The sequence below is a fragment of the Pseudomonas paraeruginosa genome (assembly GCF_003025345.2).
GTDB classification, from domain to species: Bacteria; Pseudomonadota; Gammaproteobacteria; order Pseudomonadales; family Pseudomonadaceae; genus Pseudomonas; species Pseudomonas paraeruginosa.
Genome location: NZ_CP020560.1, coordinates 5,238,693 through 5,255,008, shown reverse-complemented (window position 1 = coordinate 5,255,008; position 16,316 = coordinate 5,238,693). Strand labels below are relative to the sequence as shown.

Here is a 16,316-nt window from a genome sequence, read left to right as displayed (position 1 = left end):
AATGCGCCCAGCATCAGGGACCAGATCACGTCAGGCCTTGCGCATCGCGCCGATGACCAGGGCGAGGCCGACCAGCACCGCCACGGCGGCGATCACCAGCTTGGCCACGGACGAGCCGTCGGTGCCGGCTTGGGTCAGCACTTCCTTGGTCGCCTCGTCGATCAGCGAGTCGGCGAAGGAGACGTTGGCCACGGCCAGGCCGACGGTGGCGATGGAAGCGTTGCGGAACAGGGTTTTCATTTTTTCCATGATTGGAACCTCATTAATTGCGCGCTTTGCGCATGGCGGAAATGATCAAGCCAGCCCCCAAACCAACGGCGAACAGCCCGATGGTCCCGGCGAAGCCGAGGCGGAAGGCCGACGGGTCGAAACCACCCATCAGCAGAGTCAAATAGCCCTCTGCCTCAGGCGGCAGCAGGTAGGTCTGTATCCACTCAAGGTGCGTACAGCCAACCGTGCCGTCCGCGTTCTGGACCCAGGTCTTGCACACTTGAACCGATACAGAACCTTCCATTCGTGCAGTCCTCAAACAGCCAGGGAGGCCGCTAGGCCGTCGATCCAGCCCCAGGCGTAGCCGGTGGCCAGACCTACCGCGAACAGCGAGAGATAGCGGAGCATCGCGGCCTCCTACGGCTTACGCCTTGGTGTCCGGGGACTTGTCTTGTTTGTCCTGGCCCTGCGGCTGCTGGGCCGGGCGCGGGGTTGGGCCTGCGCTTGCGGGCGGGCCGGGGCTTGGGCGGTCGGCGCCATCGGCTTGCCGCCCACGGCCAGCAGATCCACAAGGACTTGGGTATTGGTGATCCGACCAAAACGGTCTTGGGTCGGGCGGACCACGCTGGCGAACTTGCAGAGCACCGGCTGGCCTTCGAAGACGATGGCGTCCAGCAGGGTCGGCTCGATGTTGTATTCGCTGATCTCGAAGCCCTTGGCGTTGCCACGGGCACCTTCCGGGATCGGGGCGATGGACTGGACCGAGGCGTAGATTTCCCCGGTCTTGGTCGAGGTATAGGTGTCAGTCTTGGTGACCCACAGTTCGACGACGCCGCCTTGGGTTGCAAACATGTTCATCGGTGTTTCTCCTTCAATTCGCCTTTTTCGGCGTGAGTTGTCCCGCTGCTGCAAATTCGGCTGTTTCGCCTTCATTCAGCGGTGTTGGGTGAAAGTGATGTGTGGGGCGATCCCTTCGGGCCGGGCTCTATTCGCTAGCGAACCAAGCCAACCACGGGTGTTCGTCTCGGCCCATTCGGGTAACGATCCCTATCGCAACGTCGTCGCCGACGGCCAAGGGGAACGCTTCCCCTTGGAACCCGCAGAGCAACACCAAGGGCTCTGCCCTTGTCATCCCGCTCTTGCCGCCGAGGGCTCGGGAGCGCGGGGCGGAAGAGCTGCCCCACACTCCCCAGCGGAGGCTGTTTCAGGGGCGAGGCGTTCAAGGGTGCGCTGCGCCCGTGCTTCCGTTCGCCGGAACGATGAAGCTGTTCCGACGAGCCGGGAGCGCGGCCCTTGACCGGATCGGCCACGGTGCGGGCGGCTTGGATCAAGCAGAGCAGGAGCAGCGCTTTCAGGGTCTTAGCGAGCATGGGTCAGCCCTCCAATTGAAATGCTTCGCGCACAGGCACGAAGGGCGTGGGTTTCCCGCTGTCGTACACAACGTGCCAGTACTTCGGCGGACGCCGGGACGGGTCGTGTTTCGCGCAGAAGGAACGGGGACGGCAGAGCCAGCGGCCATCTTCCAGATAGGGCAGCCCAGGGGGCCGGCAGTCCGGACACGGCGACGGGCTGTGCAATGGGATGACCTGCCTTGCGGACCAGCACACAGAGCAGGCGCAGTCCGGGGCGTGGGTTTGGCGCAAGTAATTCGGAGACGACATGGTCAGCTTCCTCCTTATCTTGGCGAGCACGGCCCCAGGCGAGAGCTTCAACCCGCAGGTCGGCCAGATAGGATTCTTCCGGTTGGGAGAGGTAGCCGGCATCCATGAGGCCATCGATCAGCATCAGGGCGCGGTCGAAGGGTTCGCTAGGGTGCTGTGCCGTTTGCAGCAGATAGCCTTCCAAGAAGGTCAGCAGCGCATGGATAGGGTTGCCTGACAGCATCAGAACTCCTCCTTTTCCATCAGCTGATGGGTGAAGAGCGCAACATTGACCATCACGTGCTTGCCGATCTTGTACGCGGGGATATAGCCCTTACGAATCCATCCACGGACGGTTTCGTGCTCTTCCCCCATGCCAATCCAGTTCGCGAAGTCCCGCCAGGGCAACACCGGGGGCGCCGCGCGGAGGTCTTGAGCCTTGATTTCTTCCACTTCCATGGCCTTTGCTGCACTATGTTGGTCTTTGTTGGGCTGCGCCCTTTAAGTCAATAATTACCTCGAAGGCAATTATTGACCCGACCATGAGTCGAGTCAATAGTTACCCTCACCGCTTCGTGTGAATAATTTCTATATGGAAAGCTCAGCAGATAGAGCAAGACTATTGATTAAGCAGGTCGGCCCTAAAAAGCTCAGTCAACTGAGCAATACCGATCACAGCCGGTGGCTGAATGTCAGCAAAGGCGCTGTACGAGTCAGCACTGACGAAATTGACGTGCTTGTGCGGGCCTTCCCTCAGTACGCCCTTTGGATCGCTAGCGGACAGATTGCCCCCGAGTGCGGACAGACAAGTCCGAGCTACGATGAAGCCAACCGAAACTTGACCAGTCAAAGCGCGGGATAGCGATAACACAGGAAGTAGCTAGGCGTTGGTATGCCCGGGGAGATTAGAGTCAAACCAAAGGTGCTAGGTTATAAAATAATTTAGTTTAAAGGTCGGAGCAGCAAAAGAAATTATTAAGCTTATAGTGGCTTTGTGTTGAGGAGCTAGGCATGGCTAAAGTAAATCTTGACGCACTGATTTCTAGAGAAGATTTCGAAATCGAAGAGGTTGTAAATTCAGGAAAAAAGAAAGAGACAATTTCAATTGAAGACATAAAGTATGATTCTTTCTTTTTTTCTAATCTCAGAAAGCCCGACTTTCAGCGCGAAACCAATGAGTGGGATGCTGAAAAAGTTACGGAACTAGTGCGCAGCTTTATAACCGGAGATTTAATCCCATCTGTTATTCTCTGGCGAAGTGCTGGTGGCTATTTGTTTGTTATCGATGGAAGTCATCGGCTAAGTGCTCTAGCTGCATGGGTCAATAATGATTATGGTGACGGTGAGGCATCTAAGCTGTTCTATGATGGAATCGTACCCGACGAACAGTTGAGAGTTGCACAAGATACCAGAAAGCTTATTGAAAAAGCAGTGGGTGCATACAGCGATTTTCGCTTAGCTCTTACTCACCCCGAAAAAGTTCGTCCCGATATAGTCAGGCATTCGAAAAATCTAGGGGCTCTCGCTATTCAATTACAATGGGTTGAAGGTGACGCTAGGAAAGCAGAGAGCTCTTTCTTCAAAATTAACCAGCAAGCTGCTCCAATTGACAAAACGGAACTGAAACTTCTAGAAGATCGCCGAAAACCAAATAGCATTGCAGCACGAGCTATAATAAGAAGTGGCAAGGGGCATAAATATTGGTCTGGATTTTCCAAAGAGGCGCAAATAGAAATTCAAGAAATTGCGGCTGAGATTAACGAAATACTTTTCTCCCCAAGGCTTCAGACTCCTATAAAGACCTTGGATCTACCAATTGCAGGAAAGCTATACTCTGCTCAGACGCTGCCACTTATTGTTGATATGATTAATATAGTATCCAAGGGGAGTGCACTCGATGATGAGGATGGTAACGCCACGATTTCAGTGCTCAAGAGAGTGCGAAAAATTTCGTCTCTTCTGAATAGCAATTACCCCTCATCTTTAGGACTGCATCCTGCAGTTTATTTTTACTCGCAAGAAGGTCGTCATAAAAGCGCTTCATTTCTAGCAATGACTGATTTTGCTAACCGAATATCTCGTGAAGGGAAGCTAGATGACTTCACTTCAATAAGGCCGCGTTTTGAAAGCTTTCTATTAGATTATGAGTATCTGATACAGCAAATTAACAGAAAGTATCGAACCGCCCATGTTAGTCATCCTCATATATCTAAATTTTTCGAGATGGTGATGAGTAATATGGGAATGAGCTTGCAGAATGATGATATAGTAAGAGCAATTCAAGCAACACAAGAATTTGGTTATTTATCGCTACAGAAACCCGCAAATAAACGCGGAGTGGCAGGAGGTAAGTTCGACTCGGATGCAAAAAGTGCTATCTACCTTCGGGAGGTGCTAAGGAAGGCTCCGACATGTAATATATGCAATGGATATATACATAGAAATTCTATTTCTATTGATCATGTTGTGCGGAGAAGCGAGGGCGGTACTTCTAACTTGGAGAATGGCACGCTAACACATCCATATTGCAATACTGGGTACAAAAGCTAGAAAAGGCCTGTGCTGTCGAAAAAGTGTCGAAAACACTGGCCAGTAATGGCCAGTGAAGGCGACTTTGTCTTATTGCAAGCCATTGATTTATAAATGATTGTCCAGCATAGACCAAATAAGACCTCCCTAAAAATAGGGTTCGACTCCCACTGCCTTCCGCCAATTCTGCACCTTTCTGCTTCCTTTCTTCGTATTTTGGGGCATGGTAATTTGCTTTGGCGCGGAGTTAAAAATAAGTCTGTCCCCTTTTTACGACGGATAACTGATCGGTGCCCGGGGGCAGGTCAGCCATCATATTCCGGTTCGCGCGGGGCATTGAAGCTGCTGCAGCGACTCGAACGTTAGCGGGTAATACTGCTCGCCAAACCGGTCAAGAAATCTCTATCGATGCATCACGAGCAGATAATATACGTTCGACTGTCTCTACTATGGCCTGGGTCTGTGGGTCGATTTCGATATTGACGGTACTTCCCACGGACTTCTTGCCGAGAGTAGTACGTTCCAAGGTTTCAGGAATCAGATGCACGCAGAAACTTTGGCTTTTGACTTCACCAACGGTCAGGCTGATACCATCAATGCCAATAAAGCCTTTATGAAGTACGTACTTCATAATTTCTTTGTTTGGCATGCAAAGCCAAAGCTGGTGGTTATTATCAGACAGTTGAACCTTTTCTATCTCCGCTACGCAGATAACATGTCCAGACATAAGATGACCGCCAATCTCATCACCGAGCTTGGCGGCCCGCTCAATATTTACGAAGTCGCCCACAATTAAGTCGCCCAGGTTGGTCAGTAGCAAGGTTTCCTTGATCAGATCAAAACTGATACGGTTGTTTTCTATGCGTGTAACTGTCAAGCAACAACCGTTGTGAGCAACTGAGGCTCCCAATTCCAACCCTGTTGATAACTCTGGAGGTAACTCAACTGTATGGGTGCGAAAATTTGACTTCGTATCAATTTCGATAAGGCGGGCTGTGCCTTGTACTATACCGGTAAACATAAGAATTTCCTCTTGCGTTTCTCTGGTAATGGCTAATTGATATTAAAAAATAATAAGGCGACTTGGCTCTAGGGCGCTGATTAGACCTGCTCCAAGGTGGTCGATGGTAAGCTTTGCATTAAGAGAATACTGGTCTAGATTCTTGCCTAGGTCTGTATTGAAGTGCAACCCGAAGGTAGCAGTAAATTTTGACAATTGTCATTCAGGGGCTTGATGTAGTGATCAAGCTATCCCAGACAGTCGGTTAAGTTTTTCTTCGCCACCGCAGACGGCTGCCCATCATTGTACTGATGTGGCTTGGCCCTGTTTTAGCGGTACATCAGGTTATGGCTGATGTACCGCTGGGGCTCCAGCGCTGCCCGGTGGCCAGTCGACGAGATCCACTCCGACGTCAGGCCACGGAACAGGCGCTCCCATTGGTGGATGGACCTAACAACTCCCCTGAACGGCTCATGCTCTGCCGCATCCGGTTACGCCAGAGTCGTTATCGGAACGGGCGGCTGACCGCGCTACTCATAGTCCATGACCAGAACTTTTATCACCAGTCCTTATCCGGTCTGGCGTGCGAGCCCGGCTGCCTGCTGGGCAGACTCAACTCCCACATCAACCGATGCACTCGCAAACGGTCGATAGTCACCTGACTTCCCGTGATATGGCCAGGATGCTGCGGCTACCAGCCAAGCCTCGACTTTGGTTGAATAACTGATTGATTTGAGCCCTACGCGGGGCATCAACACGGCTACGTCAAAAACTTTGGGCGTAGTAGCAGGACAGCGCAATCTCGAAGGCTGAATAGACCAGTTCCACGGGCTCTTGCTTATTCAACCGGTCGATCCGCGCGTACGGCCGAGTTCGTCCTACATCAAGAGCGCGATAGCTTTTTTAGGACCGCGTTTTCTCACTCCAACCGATTGATCCGGGCCTCCAGTTCTTGGATTTTCTGCTGCTCGGGCGTCAGTACCTTGCTCTTCGGGGCAACGTCCTGGCGTTACTCCTAGAGCTGTTTCAGCCAGCGGCGCAACGCCGAACCTTCGCGCCGAGCGACCGGCAGGCCTCGTTATGGCTGTAGCCTTGAGCCAGCACCAAGGCGGTAGCCTCGCGTTTGAACTCAGCGGAAAACACACGTCGCTGCGTGCTCATCGAATACTCTGAGCGGTGAGGACTTTTGCCTAAATCGGTGCCCGGGAACAGTAGACCACGACACATCGAGTTTCACAGGATCAAGGCCCGTTCCAGCAGAAGCAGCATCTCACCCGTCCCCGTCGTCTCCCTGACCAACGCTCCCCGCTCATTCCAGAACGCACTCCTACCCGCCGCCTTCCAGCCACCCGTCGGCCCGCCATGGTTGGCCAGCAGCACGGCCATTCCGTGCTCGCGGGCATGACCGGCGAGCATGGCCGAATCGGCCGGGTAGCCGTTCTCGCTGATCAGCGCGCTGGCGATGTAGAGACGGGCGCCGGCGCGAGCGGCGTGGGCCGGGTGGCTGGGCTGGCTGAAGTCGGCACACACCGCCAGCGCCACCGGCAGGCCGTCGATCTCCAGCAGGGGGCCGCCTTCGCCGGCTGAAAAATGGCGTTCTTCGCCCGGGTGCAGGTGCTGCTTGGCATAGACGCCGAGGCTGCCGTCGGCGCCGAGGACCAGGGCGGCGATCAGCGGCTTGGCGTGCTTCGGCGAGCGCAGCGGCAGCCCGACCACTGTGGTCATCCGCGCCTGTTCGGCGAGCTGGCGCAGCGGTTGCAGCAGGGGGGTGTCCGCCGGCTGGGCGAGGGCGGCGGCAGCGGTGGGTTCGTAGCCGGTGAGCGACAGTTCGGGAAACACCAGCAGGCGCACGCCCCGTGCCTGGGCGAGACGCATCAGGCGCAGGTGGTCGGCCAGGTTGCGCGGCAGGTCGGCGGGGTGAGCGCGGCTCTGGGCGGCGGCAATCAGTGACATGGGGCTGTCTCGGGCAGGGGCGTAGAGTCGCCAGTAGAGCCCAAGGCGGCGTGACCGGGAAGAGGCGACTGCGCTGCGTTTGGCTCGGCGGTTCCGCCAGGTGCCATGGGATGGGCGCTTTTGCCGGCGCGAAGCCGTAAGATAACGCGCTTCATGGCGCGCCCGACGGACGGGTGCGCACGCTTGCCTCGGGAGAACAGGGATGGCCGAGATCAATCCGCTTTCAACGGACCTGCAACAGCAACTGGCGGACTTGCAGACACAGGGGCTCGCCTTGCTCGGCGTCGCCGCGGACGAGACGCCGGCGCAGATCGTCGCTGCCGTCACCGACTACGTGCGCGATGCGAGGGAGCAGGGGCGCAGTCTCGACGACGCGGCGATCTTCGCCCTCGGCGCGCTGCTCGGTGCGCAGTACGTGCGCGGCCTCGGCTGGCACTGGGGCGACGTGACCTGGGACGGCGACCCGGACAGCGCCGCCGTCGGCGTGCTCAGTCCCGACGGCTCGCTGTTCAACAACCCCATCGGCTGGGTCAGCCAGATCGTCGAAGGCGACGGCGGGGTGCCGTTCATGCTCAGCTACAACATGATCCTGGCCAACCAGGTGCCGTTGTTCGAGCCGGGCAGCGCCACCGGGCTCTACTGAGCATGCGGGCGGATCGCAGCGACGCGCCGGCACGTCTCGGGCGCGCTTCCCGGCAAGGGGTGGGTGCCGGCTGGCTGGTATTCGCGGCGATCGGTGGCGGCATCACCCTGGCGGCGCTGCTGGCGGCGGGGGCGTTGTTCCGGGCGGGCGCCAGCCCGCTGGTGGCCGAGGATGGCAACCGGCCGGCGCTGCGGGACGAAGACCCGGCCGTGAGAAAGGACTGGGACAGGATCGTCGAGGAGGTGGCGCGGCGCAACACCAGCACCCTGCCGCAGGCCATCGAGGAAAGCGCCGCTCCCGCCATGCGCCAGACCGTATACAACGATGGCAATTACCAGCCACGCGGGGCCGACAACCTGCTCAGCCTGCGCCAGGCGCCGCGACCCGCCGAGCGGCGACAACCCGCGAACAGGGTGCGGGTGAGCGTGGTCGAGCAGGCGCTGCCTTTGAAGGATCGCGCCTGCGGCGCTTTCAAGGAAGGCAGCCTGGAGAGACGCGCCTGCCGAGCCCGTATCGGACTGCAATTCCGCGAGTGAGCGGGCTGCCGGTTCGCGACCGGGCCGGCAGCCATGAATTCGGCATGAAGCTCGGGATGGAGCACAACGGTGGAGGTTGTCCCCGGGCGTGAGCCGCGGGGAAATCGCCGGGGGTATTGTCGGAAAGATTCATCAAGGCGATATCAGCCCCTCGCGCCCTGAATCGTGCTTCCTTCGCGACCGCCGTTAGCGACGGTGTCGTTTGGCGCCAGCGCCCGGCCGAGAATCCGTGCGACGACTTCGTCCTTGCCACGGGTGTAGGCCTCGCGGTCGGTCGGGTGGCGGCGGGCCAAGGCATGCTTGGTTTCGGCATAGAGGCGGGCGTCGTCGGGGTGGTTGCGCAGCCAGTCGCGGAACAGCAGGTAGCGGTCGGCCTCGGCCAGGGGCATGACATGCACATGGTGGCTGCGGCCATCGCCGAAGGGCGGCATGCCTTTGACGAAGAACATCCGCTGGGTGTCCGGGTTCTCGTGCCAGAACCGGTAGCCGAGGCCCTCCAGGGGGGCTACCAGTCGTCGCGGATCATGGCCGGGCGGCGGCAGCAGGAGGATATCGATGATCGGCTTGGCGTCCAGCCCGGGGACCGCGGTGCTGCCGATATGCTCGATACCCAGCCCGGGTAGCGCCAGCGCCGCGCGGATGGCCTCGGCCTCGGCGGCGAAGCGTTGCGGCCAGACGGGGTCGGCAGGCAGCACCTCGATGCGGTCGTCGTCGGCGTTGCTCCAGCGTTGGCCGTCGAAGCGGGGCGGTTGGGGTGGGGGCATGGCGGGCTCCGGGGAGATTCGGGAGATTGGAGATGATGGGAACCTGGGGTGGGGCGAATAACGCCAGCGACGTTATCCGCCGATCATGCAGAGTGCGAGTAAGCCCGGGGAATCTCAGAAATCCAGCGCCTGCACCCCCGGATGCTGCGGATCGAACCCATCCAGCCGCATCCGCTGCGCGAATGCCTCCCGCGCCGCCTCTCCCTGGAGAAACGCGCCCTTCGCCGAAGCCCAGTCGTCCGGTTGCAGCCGCACCATCCAGCCCTCGCCGTAGCAATCCCGGTTGATCAGAGCCGGGCGCTTGACCACCGCCGCGTTGCTCGCCACCAGCGTCCCGGCCAGCGGGCTGCGGGCCGAGGAGGCGGCCTTGGCGAATTCGACCACGCCGAAGCTGCGGTCGCGCACGATGTGCCAGCCGTCGCGCTTGGGGGTGAAGGCGAATATCTCGCCGTACAGCGCGCAGCCGTAGGCGCTCAGGCCGAGGGTCAGGTTGCCGTCGGTCTCCTCGCGCAGCCACAGGTTGTAGTCCGGGGCGTAGAACAGCCCGTCGGGGAATTCCAGGCCGTGCAGGTTCGCGCTCATAGGGTCAGCACCCGCTCAGATTCGAGGATCAGCCGTGCCAGTTCGCCGCCGCTGGAGATCTCGTCGAGTTCCTCGATCAGTTCGCTTTCGTCGATGTTCACCCCGGGCTGGCGGCACATCAGCAGGCGCGCGCCGGCCTCGCGGGCCTGGCGGATGAAGTGGCGCAGCGGCTCGCCGCCGTCCAGCGCGCGCAACTGGTCGGCGACGGCGCGGCGCGCCAACTGCACGCCTTCGCCGCTGAGGAACAGGGTCACCTCGGCGTCCATGCAGGCCAGCAGGGTGGCGGTGTGGAAGGGCGCGGCGCAGCGGGCCGGGGTGCTCGGGCCGCTGGAGACGATGATGAGGACGCGCTGGGCGTGGGTGTCAGGGTTCAAGGGACTTGTCCATCTGGATCAGCGCCACGCGCCGGCCGTCCGGGTCGCGACGGTCGACGATGGCGCGCGGCTGGTAGCCGAGCTGGGTGTAGAGCAGCAGCCCGGCGGCATTGGCGTTGAAGCAGGAGATCTTCATCAGGCGCGCCTTGTACTGCTCGCGGGCGAGGTTTTCCATGACCCCGATCAGGTAGCGGGCCACGCCCAGGCCGCGCGCGGCCGGTGCCACCATCATGTTGCCGAGGGCACAGAAGTCGCCGTGCCGCCACTGGTAGAAATTGGCGAAGCCGACCACCCGCCCGTCATGCACGGCCACGCTGCTGCCGCGGCGTTCGGCGATGGCGGCGGCCAGCTGGGCGATGCTGAACGGCCAGATCGCCTTGGGGTAGCAGTAGAAGAGTTCGTCGCGGTCCTGGGGAAAGCCGACGACCGTCTCCAGGTCGCCGGTCTCCACCGGGCGGTGGCTGAGCTGCATGTCAGCGCGGCGGGTATTGCGACATGATTTTCTGCACCGTCTCGCGGATCGCCTGCTCGCGCTCGGCCGGGCTCGGCGGGCTGGTGCGCATGATCTGCTCGCCGCTGCCGCGCCAGACCAGCTTGCCGTCCCGGCCGTCGAACAGGTCGACCTGGAGGGTGGCGACCTTGTAATTCACGGTGCGCGTCTCGGCCATCGCCGGGCCGCCCCAGTATCCTCCCCAGTAGCCGCCCCAGTAACCGCCGCCGTAGTTGGTGGTGATCTGGTCCTGGCGATCGTCGACGATCAGGTAGGCGCGCACCGTGACGTCGCCCCTGGCGTTGCCCTGCGCCGGGCGCAGGCCGCGCTGGTCGATCTGCTGGGCGACGGCTTCGCGGATGCGTTGCTCGGTGAGGTCGCTCTTGATGCGCGGATCGTCGGGGCGGTATACGAAGGCGGGTTGCGACCAGCTCCAGCTGCGGTAGGCGGCGAAGTCGCGGGAACTGTCGAAGTCGCGGTCGAGCTGGGTGGTTTCGCAGGCTGCGAGGCTGAGGAACAGGCCGAGCAGCAGGATTCGGCGGATCATGGTTTTTCTCCAGTCAGAGTTCACATCCAAGCTCAGCGCCGGATGAAAGGCAAGAGGAAACGCGGCGTCGAAACGTCTCTAGAGAAAACGTCGGCGCGAAAGCGCCATACAGGTGAAGGGGAGTGGATATGAATCGAAGTGTTGCGATCTTTTGCGTCGGCCTGACGCTGACCGCATGTGCGCAGGCGCGCTCGGTACCGCCAGCGGATGCGCCGGGCCCGTTGCTGGTGGCCCATCGCGCCGGCACCGCGGACTACCCGGAAAACACCCTGCTGGCGATCCGCAAGGCGCTGGACAATGGCAGCGATGCGCTGTGGCTGTCGGTACAGCTGAGCGCCGATGGCCATCCGGTGCTCTACCGTCCGGCCGATCTCGCCGCGCTGACCCAGGGCGCCGGCGCGGTCGGCCAGTCGAGCCTGGCCGAGCTGGCGCAGCTGAACGCCGGCTACATGTTCAAGGCCGCGGACGGCAGCTATCCCTATCGCCAGAAGCCGCTGCCGATCCCCACGCTGCGCCAGGCGCTGCGGGTGATCCCGCCGCAGGTGCCGGTGTTCCTCGACATGAAGTCGGTGCCGGTGGAGCCGCTGGTCGACGCCGTGGCCCGCGAGCTGGAGCTCCAGCAGGCCTGGTCGCGGGTGCGTTTCTATTCCACCGAGAAGGCCGCCAACGACTACCTGGCGCGACGCTACGCGGACAAGGCACAGCAGTTCGAAAGCCGCGACGCCACGCGCAACCGCCTGGTCGGCCTGGCCTTTGGCGAGCGCTGCGAGACGCCGCCGGCCGCGGGCACCTGGATGGGCATCGAGCTGCGCCGCGAACTGACCGTGACCGAGCGCTTCACCCTCGGCGAGTCGTCCTACCGGGTGCCGGCGGCGCGGTTGTGGACGCGCAAGGCGATGGACTGCGTACGTCGCGAGCCGGTGAAGGTGGTGATGTTCGGCATCGAGACCGCGGCGGACTATCGCACCGCGCGCGACCTGGGGGCCGATGCGGTGATGACCAACTCGCCGAGGAAAATGGAGGCGATCCGCCGCCGGGCGCTTGCCGATCAGCCCGGCGGGTAGTTCGACAGCGCCCGCTTCACCGCCTCGCGCAGGGCCTTGGCCTGTTCGCTGGCGGAGTCGCCGGAGTCGAACTCGGCGCTGTTGCCCCACACCGGCTGGCCGCTGCGGGCGTCGGCCAGCTCGACGCGAACCACGGTGACCTGCACGGTGTAGCTGCGGGTCACCGGGTAGCTGGCGCCATAGCCGTACCAGGGATCGCGCCAGCCGCCGTAGTTGCCGTAGTAGCCGCCGTAGTAGTCGGTGACCTGGCGGGTGCGCAGCTCGTTGCGCAGGAAGGCGCTGACCTTCAGGTCGGCGGCCGTGCCCGGCCGGGCCGGACGCAGGCCACGTTGATCGAGCTGCTGGCTGACGGCGTCGCGTAGCTGGTTGTCGTCCAGGCCCTGGGGAAAGCCGCTGATCCCGGCGGCGGCCCAGTCCCAGCTGCGGTAGCGGGCGTAGTCGCGCGGCGCCGCCGGGTAGGCGCCGGGGTCGAGGCCGGGATTGGCCGCCGCCGCCGGTTGCGGCGGGTAGGGCAGGGCGCTGGCGCGATAGGGATTGTCGCCCTGGCAGGCAGCGAGTACGGCCAGGCTGGCGAGTAACGGCAGGATCAACAGTCGCGATGGCATGCTCGACGCTCCGTGGCCGCGCTACGACGGCGGCCCTTGCAGGCTCAGACCGCATTCTGCGCCTTTCATTGCGGTCGGCACAGCCAGTGCAGGTAGCGACCGAGCCCGGCGAAGGCCGGATGGCGGCGGTAGGCCAGTTCCATTTCCACCAGGTCGAGCGGCTCGGCCTTGGCCTGGAACTCGCTCGGCATGTAGTCGTGGAACACCCGTACGCCGCTGCGCGCCTCGATGCGCCAGCGCGTTTCCAGCGCCTGTTCCAGCTCGCGCGGGTCGAGCGGGCGCTGTGGGGTCAGGCTCCGCCCCTCGCCGGCGAAGCGTTCCTTGCGCAGCTTGCGGAAGTGGCCCTTGAGCAGGTTGCGGTAGATCAGCGCGTCGCGGTTGTAGAAGGCCAGCGACAGCCAGCCGCCGGGTGCGCAGAGTCGGTGCAGCACTGGCAGGATCGCATGGGGTTCGGCCAGCCACTCGAGCACGGCGTGGCAGAGCACCAGGTCGTAGGGCTCGCTGAGCTGGCCGGGCAGTTCCTGCCAGGGCGCCTGGATGAATTCGGCGGCCTGCCCGGCCTCGGCGAAGCGCTGGCGGGCGCCGTCGAGCATGGGTTGCGCCGGCTCGGCGAGGGTCACGCGGTGGCCGCGAGCGGCCAGCCAGAGCGACATGTGGCCGAGTCCGGCGCCGATGTCGAGGACCCGCAGCGGCCGCTGCGGCAGCGCCTCGGCGAGGTCCGCCTGGAGCACCGCGAGGCGGATCGCGCCCTTGGCGCCGCCGTAGATCTTTTCGGCGAAGCGCGTCGCCAGCTCGTCGAAGTGGCGGTCGCTCATGACAGGAAGCGCCTTTCGCAGTCAGCCAGCTTGGCGCGCACCACCTGTTCCAGGTCGAGGCCGGTTTCCGCGCAGAACAGCAATAGATAAAGGACGATGTCGCCGACTTCCTGGCCGGCGTGCTCGAGCTGGTCGGCCGGCAGCGTGCGCGACTGCTCTTCGGTCAGCCACTGGAAGATCTCCACCAGTTCGGCCATCTCGACGCTGGCGGCCATGGCCAGGTTCTTCGGGCTGTGGAATTGGCGCCAGTCGTTGCGGTCGCGGATGGCGTGCAGGCGCGCGGTGAGTTCGTGCAGGTTCATGCGGGGTTCTTCGCGGTGGCGGGAAGCAGCCGCATAGCTTCGGGCTTTGCGCCCGAAGCTTCAAGGCATGGCGGACCGGCGTCAGCCCTGTAGCTGGCTCCACTGGCCGGCCATGTGCGGCAGGTCGTCCTTGCCGCGCAGGCTGAACTGGCCGTCCGCCGCCGCCGCGCTGGCCAGCAGGGTGACGCTGGCCGGCAGCAGCACCGGCTTCTGGAAGCGCACCTCGACCCGGTAGCCCGAGGCCGGCAGGCGTTCGCCGAGGGCGGCCAGGCTGCGCGCCTTGTTCCACAGGCCATGGGCGATGGCGCGGGGAAAACCGAACAGCCTGGCGCTGGGGGCCGACAGGTGGATCGGGTTGTAGTCGCCGGCGGCACGGGCATAGCGCCGGCCGATGTCGGCGGGCGCCTTCCAGTTGTCGACCGGCTCCAGCGGCAGCGGCTCCTGCTCGGCTTTCGGCGGAATATCGCCGGCTACCTTGACGCCACGGCAGAGTACCTTGCTGTCGCCGATCCAGAGCAGGCCGAGCTGGTCCTCCAGGCGGGTGACGATGCTGAAGGTGGCGCCCTTGTCGTGCGGCTGCAGGTTTTCCACCGCCACGCTCACGGTGAACGGGCCGAGGCCGCCGAGCGCGCGCAGCACGTCGATGCGGTTCTCCAGGTGGACCAGGCCGAGCAGCGGGAAGGGGAAGCGCTGGTCGGTGAGCAGCGCCATCTGCAGCGGGAAGGCGAGGATGTGCGGGTAGGTCGGCGGCAGCAGGCCGTCGTCGCGGAAGCCGCAGACCTGGCGGTAGCGCTCGAGGTGCTTCGGGTCCACCGTGACCTGGCTGCGCAGGCCGCGCTCGGGCAGGGCCTTGCCGCGGATGCCGCGGCGCAGTGCGGCGCGCAGGAACAGGCCGGGCAGGGCGGGTGGGGCGGGCAGGTCGAGCCAGGCGGTGGGCATTGGACATCTCCTCGAAATAGGTGGCTGTCAGCTTAGTCGAGCTCCCGGCGCAGGCATTGGCCGCCTGGCCGGCGCCGCTGGCAGGGCGGTCAATCGGCTCCGGGATGCGTCTGCATCGAGATTTTCGACCACGCCGGTGGCTAGTCGATCTGAGGGTTTTTCCATCCTGCGGGTTGGGTTATTTCTATGGCCTCTCCTTGAGAGGGGACGGCAAAGCTGCCTAAGATGGGCCCGCCCCATGGATAACTAGAAAAAACACCATGCGTGATCTGACCGACGATGTAGCGCTGATGCGCCCGGTGATCGACGCCCTGCGCGCCAGCGGCTGCGATCCGGACCGGGTCCTGGTCCGTGTCGGGCTGCCGCCGGGTGGCCTGCCGGCCGGCCGTTTCCCCCATTCCGCACAGAACCTGTTCTGGAAGGCCGCCGCCGAGGAGTGCGGCGAAGAGCATGTCGGCCTGCACCTGGCCGAGCACCTGCCGGCGTTCCACGGCCTGCTCCTGGAATACCTGTTCCTCTCCAGCGATACCTTCGGCGCCGGCCTGCGCCATTCCCTGCGCTATGTACGCCTGCTGTCCGACACCCTGCAGGCGCAACTGGAGGTGGAGGGCGAGCGCGCGGTGCTGTCGCTGGGCGAATCGCCGGCGATCAACCGGCACTTCCCGGAAATGCTCGCCGGCGCGGTGATCCGCCTGTTCGGTGCGCTCACCGAGGGCGAGTTCAGGCCGCTGGAAGTGCAACTGATGAACGAAACCGGCGCGCCGATGGAGCGCTACCGCGCGGTCTATGGCTGCCCGACGATCCTCGGCATGCCGCGCTACGCGCTGGTGTTCGACGCCGCGGTGCTGGACAAGCCCTCGCGCCATGCCGCCCCGGAACTGCTGCGCATGCACGAGTCGCTGGCGCGCCGGCAACTGGCCGAGGTCGAGCGCCTGGACCTGGTGCGCCAGGTTCGCGAACTGATCGGCGAACTGCTGGTGGACGGCGGCGCCACCCTGGAGCAGGTCGCCGCCCGCCTCGGCATGCCGGCCCGACGTCTGCGCGAACGCCTGGCGATGGCCGGGGTGCGCTTCAACGATCTGGTTACCGACTACCGCTGCCGCCTGGCCAAGGAACTGCTGCTGAAGACCGACGAGCGCATCGAAGTGATCGTCGAACGCACCGGTTTTTCCGAGCCGAGCACCTTCTATCGCGCGTTCAAGCGCTGGGTCGGCGAGACGCCGGTGGAATTCCGCCGGCGCGGGCAACAGGGACGCGGCTAGGACCTGCCCGCAGGGGGCTGCCGGCGTTTTCCCGGTGCGGGAGGCCGTCGCCGTGGGCGAC

21 protein-coding genes and 2 pseudogenes are annotated in these 16,316 nt (G+C 62.6%); 6 read left to right on the top strand and 17 right to left on the bottom strand.

Annotated features, from left to right (window positions below):
• Positions 1–30 precede the first annotated feature (30 nt).
• The 4 genes and pseudogenes from B7D75_RS24945 to pflM all read right to left on the bottom strand — a co-directional run bounded on the left by B7D75_RS24945 (position 31) and on the right by pflM (position 1,871).
• Entirely contained in the window at positions 31–249 is a 219-nt protein-coding gene (locus B7D75_RS24945) for a hypothetical protein (protein ID WP_058177207.1), read from the bottom strand.
• Positions 250–262: 13 nt separating this feature from the next.
• Complete coding sequence (locus B7D75_RS24940) at positions 263–514, bottom strand: hypothetical protein (protein WP_003124954.1); 252 nt, start codon at positions 512–514, stop codon at positions 263–265.
• Positions 515–634: 120 nt separating this feature from the next.
• Positions 635–1,068, bottom strand: a pseudogene (locus B7D75_RS24930) (DNA-binding protein).
• A 515-nt stretch (positions 1,069–1,583) separates the two neighbouring features.
• A complete protein-coding gene (gene pflM / locus B7D75_RS24920) occupies positions 1,584–1,871 on the bottom strand; it encodes a lysogeny maintenance protein PflM (protein ID WP_023131707.1) in 288 nt (95 codons plus the stop codon).
• Between pflM and B7D75_RS24915 the strand changes: the two genes are divergently transcribed.
• Positions 1,870–2,088 (top strand): hypothetical protein, encoded by a 219-nt coding sequence (locus B7D75_RS24915; protein WP_107114522.1) that lies wholly within the window; start codon positions 1,870–1,872, stop codon positions 2,086–2,088. The genes pflM and B7D75_RS24915 overlap by 2 nt on opposite strands.
• Before the next feature lie 5 nt (positions 2,089–2,093).
• On the opposite strand, the gene B7D75_RS24910 is transcribed toward B7D75_RS24915, so the two are convergent.
• Positions 2,094–2,309 (bottom strand): MerR family transcriptional regulator, encoded by a 216-nt coding sequence (locus tag B7D75_RS24910; protein WP_107114521.1) that lies wholly within the window; start codon positions 2,307–2,309, stop codon positions 2,094–2,096.
• Between the two features lie 552 nt (positions 2,310–2,861).
• Between B7D75_RS24910 and B7D75_RS24900 the strand changes: the two genes are divergently transcribed.
• Complete coding sequence (locus tag B7D75_RS24900; RefSeq protein ID WP_107114519.1) at positions 2,862–4,400, top strand: HNH endonuclease family protein; 1,539 nt, start codon at positions 2,862–2,864, stop codon at positions 4,398–4,400.
• 370 nt (positions 4,401–4,770) lie between these two features.
• Here the strand turns inward: B7D75_RS24900 and B7D75_RS24895 are convergent, their stop codons facing one another.
• From B7D75_RS24895 to B7D75_RS24885, 3 genes and pseudogenes are all read right to left on the bottom strand, one after another.
• Positions 4,771–5,400, bottom strand: a complete 630-nt coding sequence (locus B7D75_RS24895) for a riboflavin synthase subunit alpha (RefSeq protein WP_107114518.1) — start codon at positions 5,398–5,400, stop codon at positions 4,771–4,773.
• A gap of 222 nt (positions 5,401–5,622) precedes the next feature.
• Positions 5,623–6,540 (bottom strand): annotated as a pseudogene (locus B7D75_RS29440) (transposase).
• A 72-nt stretch (positions 6,541–6,612) separates the two neighbouring features.
• Positions 6,613–7,332 carry a carbon-nitrogen hydrolase family protein gene (locus tag B7D75_RS24885; RefSeq protein ID WP_107114517.1) on the bottom strand — a complete coding sequence of 240 codons (720 nt, stop codon included), beginning with the start codon at positions 7,330–7,332 and terminating at the stop codon, positions 6,613–6,615.
• Positions 7,333–7,606: 274 nt separating this feature from the next.
• Here B7D75_RS24885 and B7D75_RS24880 point away from each other — a divergent pair, with 274 nt between their 5' ends.
• Both B7D75_RS24880 and B7D75_RS24875 read left to right on the top strand, forming a co-directional pair.
• On the top strand, positions 7,607–7,975 hold the full coding sequence (locus tag B7D75_RS24880; protein ID WP_079976517.1) for a hypothetical protein: 369 nt from the start codon (positions 7,607–7,609) through the stop codon (positions 7,973–7,975).
• A gap of 2 nt (positions 7,976–7,977) precedes the next feature.
• Positions 7,978–8,511 (top strand): hypothetical protein, encoded by a 534-nt coding sequence (locus tag B7D75_RS24875; RefSeq protein ID WP_053806843.1) that lies wholly within the window; start codon positions 7,978–7,980, stop codon positions 8,509–8,511.
• A gap of 143 nt (positions 8,512–8,654) precedes the next feature.
• On the opposite strand, the gene B7D75_RS24870 is transcribed toward B7D75_RS24875, so the two are convergent.
• The 5 genes from B7D75_RS24870 to B7D75_RS24850 form a co-directional block, all read right to left on the bottom strand.
• A complete protein-coding gene (locus B7D75_RS24870) occupies positions 8,655–9,275 on the bottom strand; it encodes a GrpB family protein (RefSeq protein WP_052178117.1) in 621 nt (206 codons plus the stop codon).
• A gap of 114 nt (positions 9,276–9,389) precedes the next feature.
• Entirely contained in the window at positions 9,390–9,857 is a 468-nt protein-coding gene (locus B7D75_RS24865; RefSeq protein ID WP_053814640.1) for a glycine cleavage system protein H, read from the bottom strand.
• Complete coding sequence (locus B7D75_RS24860; RefSeq protein WP_003095286.1) at positions 9,854–10,231, bottom strand: DsrE family protein; 378 nt, start codon at positions 10,229–10,231, stop codon at positions 9,854–9,856. The genes B7D75_RS24865 and B7D75_RS24860 overlap by 4 nt, the downstream gene beginning before the upstream one ends.
• Positions 10,221–10,703 carry a GNAT family N-acetyltransferase gene (locus B7D75_RS24855; protein WP_107114516.1) on the bottom strand — a complete coding sequence of 161 codons (483 nt, stop codon included), beginning with the start codon at positions 10,701–10,703 and terminating at the stop codon, positions 10,221–10,223. The genes B7D75_RS24860 and B7D75_RS24855 overlap by 11 nt, the downstream gene beginning before the upstream one ends.
• Before the next feature lies 1 nt (position 10,704).
• Positions 10,705–11,268, bottom strand: coding sequence for a DUF4136 domain-containing protein (locus B7D75_RS24850; protein ID WP_107114515.1), 564 nt, complete (start codon positions 11,266–11,268; stop codon positions 10,705–10,707).
• 128 nt (positions 11,269–11,396) lie between these two features.
• On the opposite strand from B7D75_RS24850, the gene B7D75_RS24845 reads away from it, so the two are divergent.
• Positions 11,397–12,332 carry a glycerophosphodiester phosphodiesterase family protein gene (locus tag B7D75_RS24845; RefSeq protein ID WP_034082291.1) on the top strand — a complete coding sequence of 312 codons (936 nt, stop codon included), beginning with the start codon at positions 11,397–11,399 and terminating at the stop codon, positions 12,330–12,332.
• On the opposite strand, the gene B7D75_RS24840 is transcribed toward B7D75_RS24845, so the two are convergent.
• The 4 genes from B7D75_RS24840 to B7D75_RS24825 form a co-directional block, all read right to left on the bottom strand.
• Positions 12,317–12,937 (bottom strand): DUF4136 domain-containing protein, encoded by a 621-nt coding sequence (locus B7D75_RS24840; RefSeq protein WP_043103808.1) that lies wholly within the window; start codon positions 12,935–12,937, stop codon positions 12,317–12,319. The two genes, B7D75_RS24845 and B7D75_RS24840, sit on opposite strands and share 16 nt — an antisense overlap.
• 65 nt (positions 12,938–13,002) lie before the next feature.
• The gene (locus B7D75_RS24835; protein WP_107114514.1) at positions 13,003–13,752 is read right to left on the bottom strand and encodes a methyltransferase domain-containing protein; all 750 of its coding nucleotides are present in this window, start codon (positions 13,750–13,752) and stop codon (positions 13,003–13,005) included.
• Positions 13,749–14,054: a nucleotide pyrophosphohydrolase gene (locus B7D75_RS24830; protein WP_012077519.1), complete on the bottom strand. Its 306-nt coding sequence runs from the start codon at positions 14,052–14,054 to the stop codon at positions 13,749–13,751. The genes B7D75_RS24835 and B7D75_RS24830 overlap by 4 nt, the downstream gene beginning before the upstream one ends.
• Positions 14,055–14,135: 81 nt before the next feature.
• Positions 14,136–14,993: a MaoC family dehydratase gene (locus B7D75_RS24825; RefSeq protein WP_107114513.1), complete on the bottom strand. Its 858-nt coding sequence runs from the start codon at positions 14,991–14,993 to the stop codon at positions 14,136–14,138.
• A 260-nt stretch (positions 14,994–15,253) separates the two neighbouring features.
• Here B7D75_RS24825 and B7D75_RS24820 point away from each other — a divergent pair, with 260 nt between their 5' ends.
• Entirely contained in the window at positions 15,254–16,255 is a 1,002-nt protein-coding gene (locus B7D75_RS24820; protein ID WP_012077517.1) for an AraC family transcriptional regulator, read from the top strand.
• Positions 16,256–16,316 lie beyond the last annotated feature (61 nt).

Bases quoted from the DNA above. Each gene is read 5' to 3' on its own strand.
- B7D75_RS24945 (WP_058177207.1), bottom strand. From the start codon at position 249: ATGGAAAAAATGAAAACCCTGTTCCGCAACGCTTCCATCGCCACCGTC.
- B7D75_RS24940 (WP_003124954.1), bottom strand. From the start codon at position 514: ATGGAAGGTTCTGTATCGGTTCAAGTGTGCAAGACCTGGGTCCAGAAC.
- B7D75_RS24915 (WP_107114522.1), top strand. From the start codon at position 1,870: ATGGTCAGCTTCCTCCTTATCTTGGCGAGCACGGCCCCAGGCGAGAGC.
- pflM (WP_023131707.1), bottom strand. From the start codon at position 1,871: ATGTCGTCTCCGAATTACTTGCGCCAAACCCACGCCCCGGACTGCGCC.
- B7D75_RS24910 (WP_107114521.1), bottom strand. From the start codon at position 2,309: ATGGAAGTGGAAGAAATCAAGGCTCAAGACCTCCGCGCGGCGCCCCCG.
- B7D75_RS24900 (WP_107114519.1), top strand. From the start codon at position 2,862: ATGGCTAAAGTAAATCTTGACGCACTGATTTCTAGAGAAGATTTCGAA.
- B7D75_RS24895 (WP_107114518.1), bottom strand. From the start codon at position 5,400: ATGTTTACCGGTATAGTACAAGGCACAGCCCGCCTTATCGAAATTGAT.
- B7D75_RS24885 (WP_107114517.1), bottom strand. From the start codon at position 7,332: ATGTCACTGATTGCCGCCGCCCAGAGCCGCGCTCACCCCGCCGACCTG.
- B7D75_RS24875 (WP_053806843.1), top strand. From the start codon at position 7,978: ATGCGGGCGGATCGCAGCGACGCGCCGGCACGTCTCGGGCGCGCTTCC.
- B7D75_RS24870 (WP_052178117.1), bottom strand. From the start codon at position 9,275: ATGCCCCCACCCCAACCGCCCCGCTTCGACGGCCAACGCTGGAGCAAC.
- B7D75_RS24865 (WP_053814640.1), bottom strand. From the start codon at position 9,857: ATGAGCGCGAACCTGCACGGCCTGGAATTCCCCGACGGGCTGTTCTAC.
- B7D75_RS24855 (WP_107114516.1), bottom strand. From the start codon at position 10,703: ATGCAGCTCAGCCACCGCCCGGTGGAGACCGGCGACCTGGAGACGGTC.
- B7D75_RS24850 (WP_107114515.1), bottom strand. From the start codon at position 11,268: ATGATCCGCCGAATCCTGCTGCTCGGCCTGTTCCTCAGCCTCGCAGCC.
- B7D75_RS24845 (WP_034082291.1), top strand. From the start codon at position 11,397: ATGAATCGAAGTGTTGCGATCTTTTGCGTCGGCCTGACGCTGACCGCA.
- B7D75_RS24840 (WP_043103808.1), bottom strand. From the start codon at position 12,937: ATGCCATCGCGACTGTTGATCCTGCCGTTACTCGCCAGCCTGGCCGTA.
- B7D75_RS24835 (WP_107114514.1), bottom strand. From the start codon at position 13,752: ATGAGCGACCGCCACTTCGACGAGCTGGCGACGCGCTTCGCCGAAAAG.
- B7D75_RS24830 (WP_012077519.1), bottom strand. From the start codon at position 14,054: ATGAACCTGCACGAACTCACCGCGCGCCTGCACGCCATCCGCGACCGC.
- B7D75_RS24825 (WP_107114513.1), bottom strand. From the start codon at position 14,993: ATGCCCACCGCCTGGCTCGACCTGCCCGCCCCACCCGCCCTGCCCGGC.
- B7D75_RS24820 (WP_012077517.1), top strand. From the start codon at position 15,254: ATGCGTGATCTGACCGACGATGTAGCGCTGATGCGCCCGGTGATCGAC.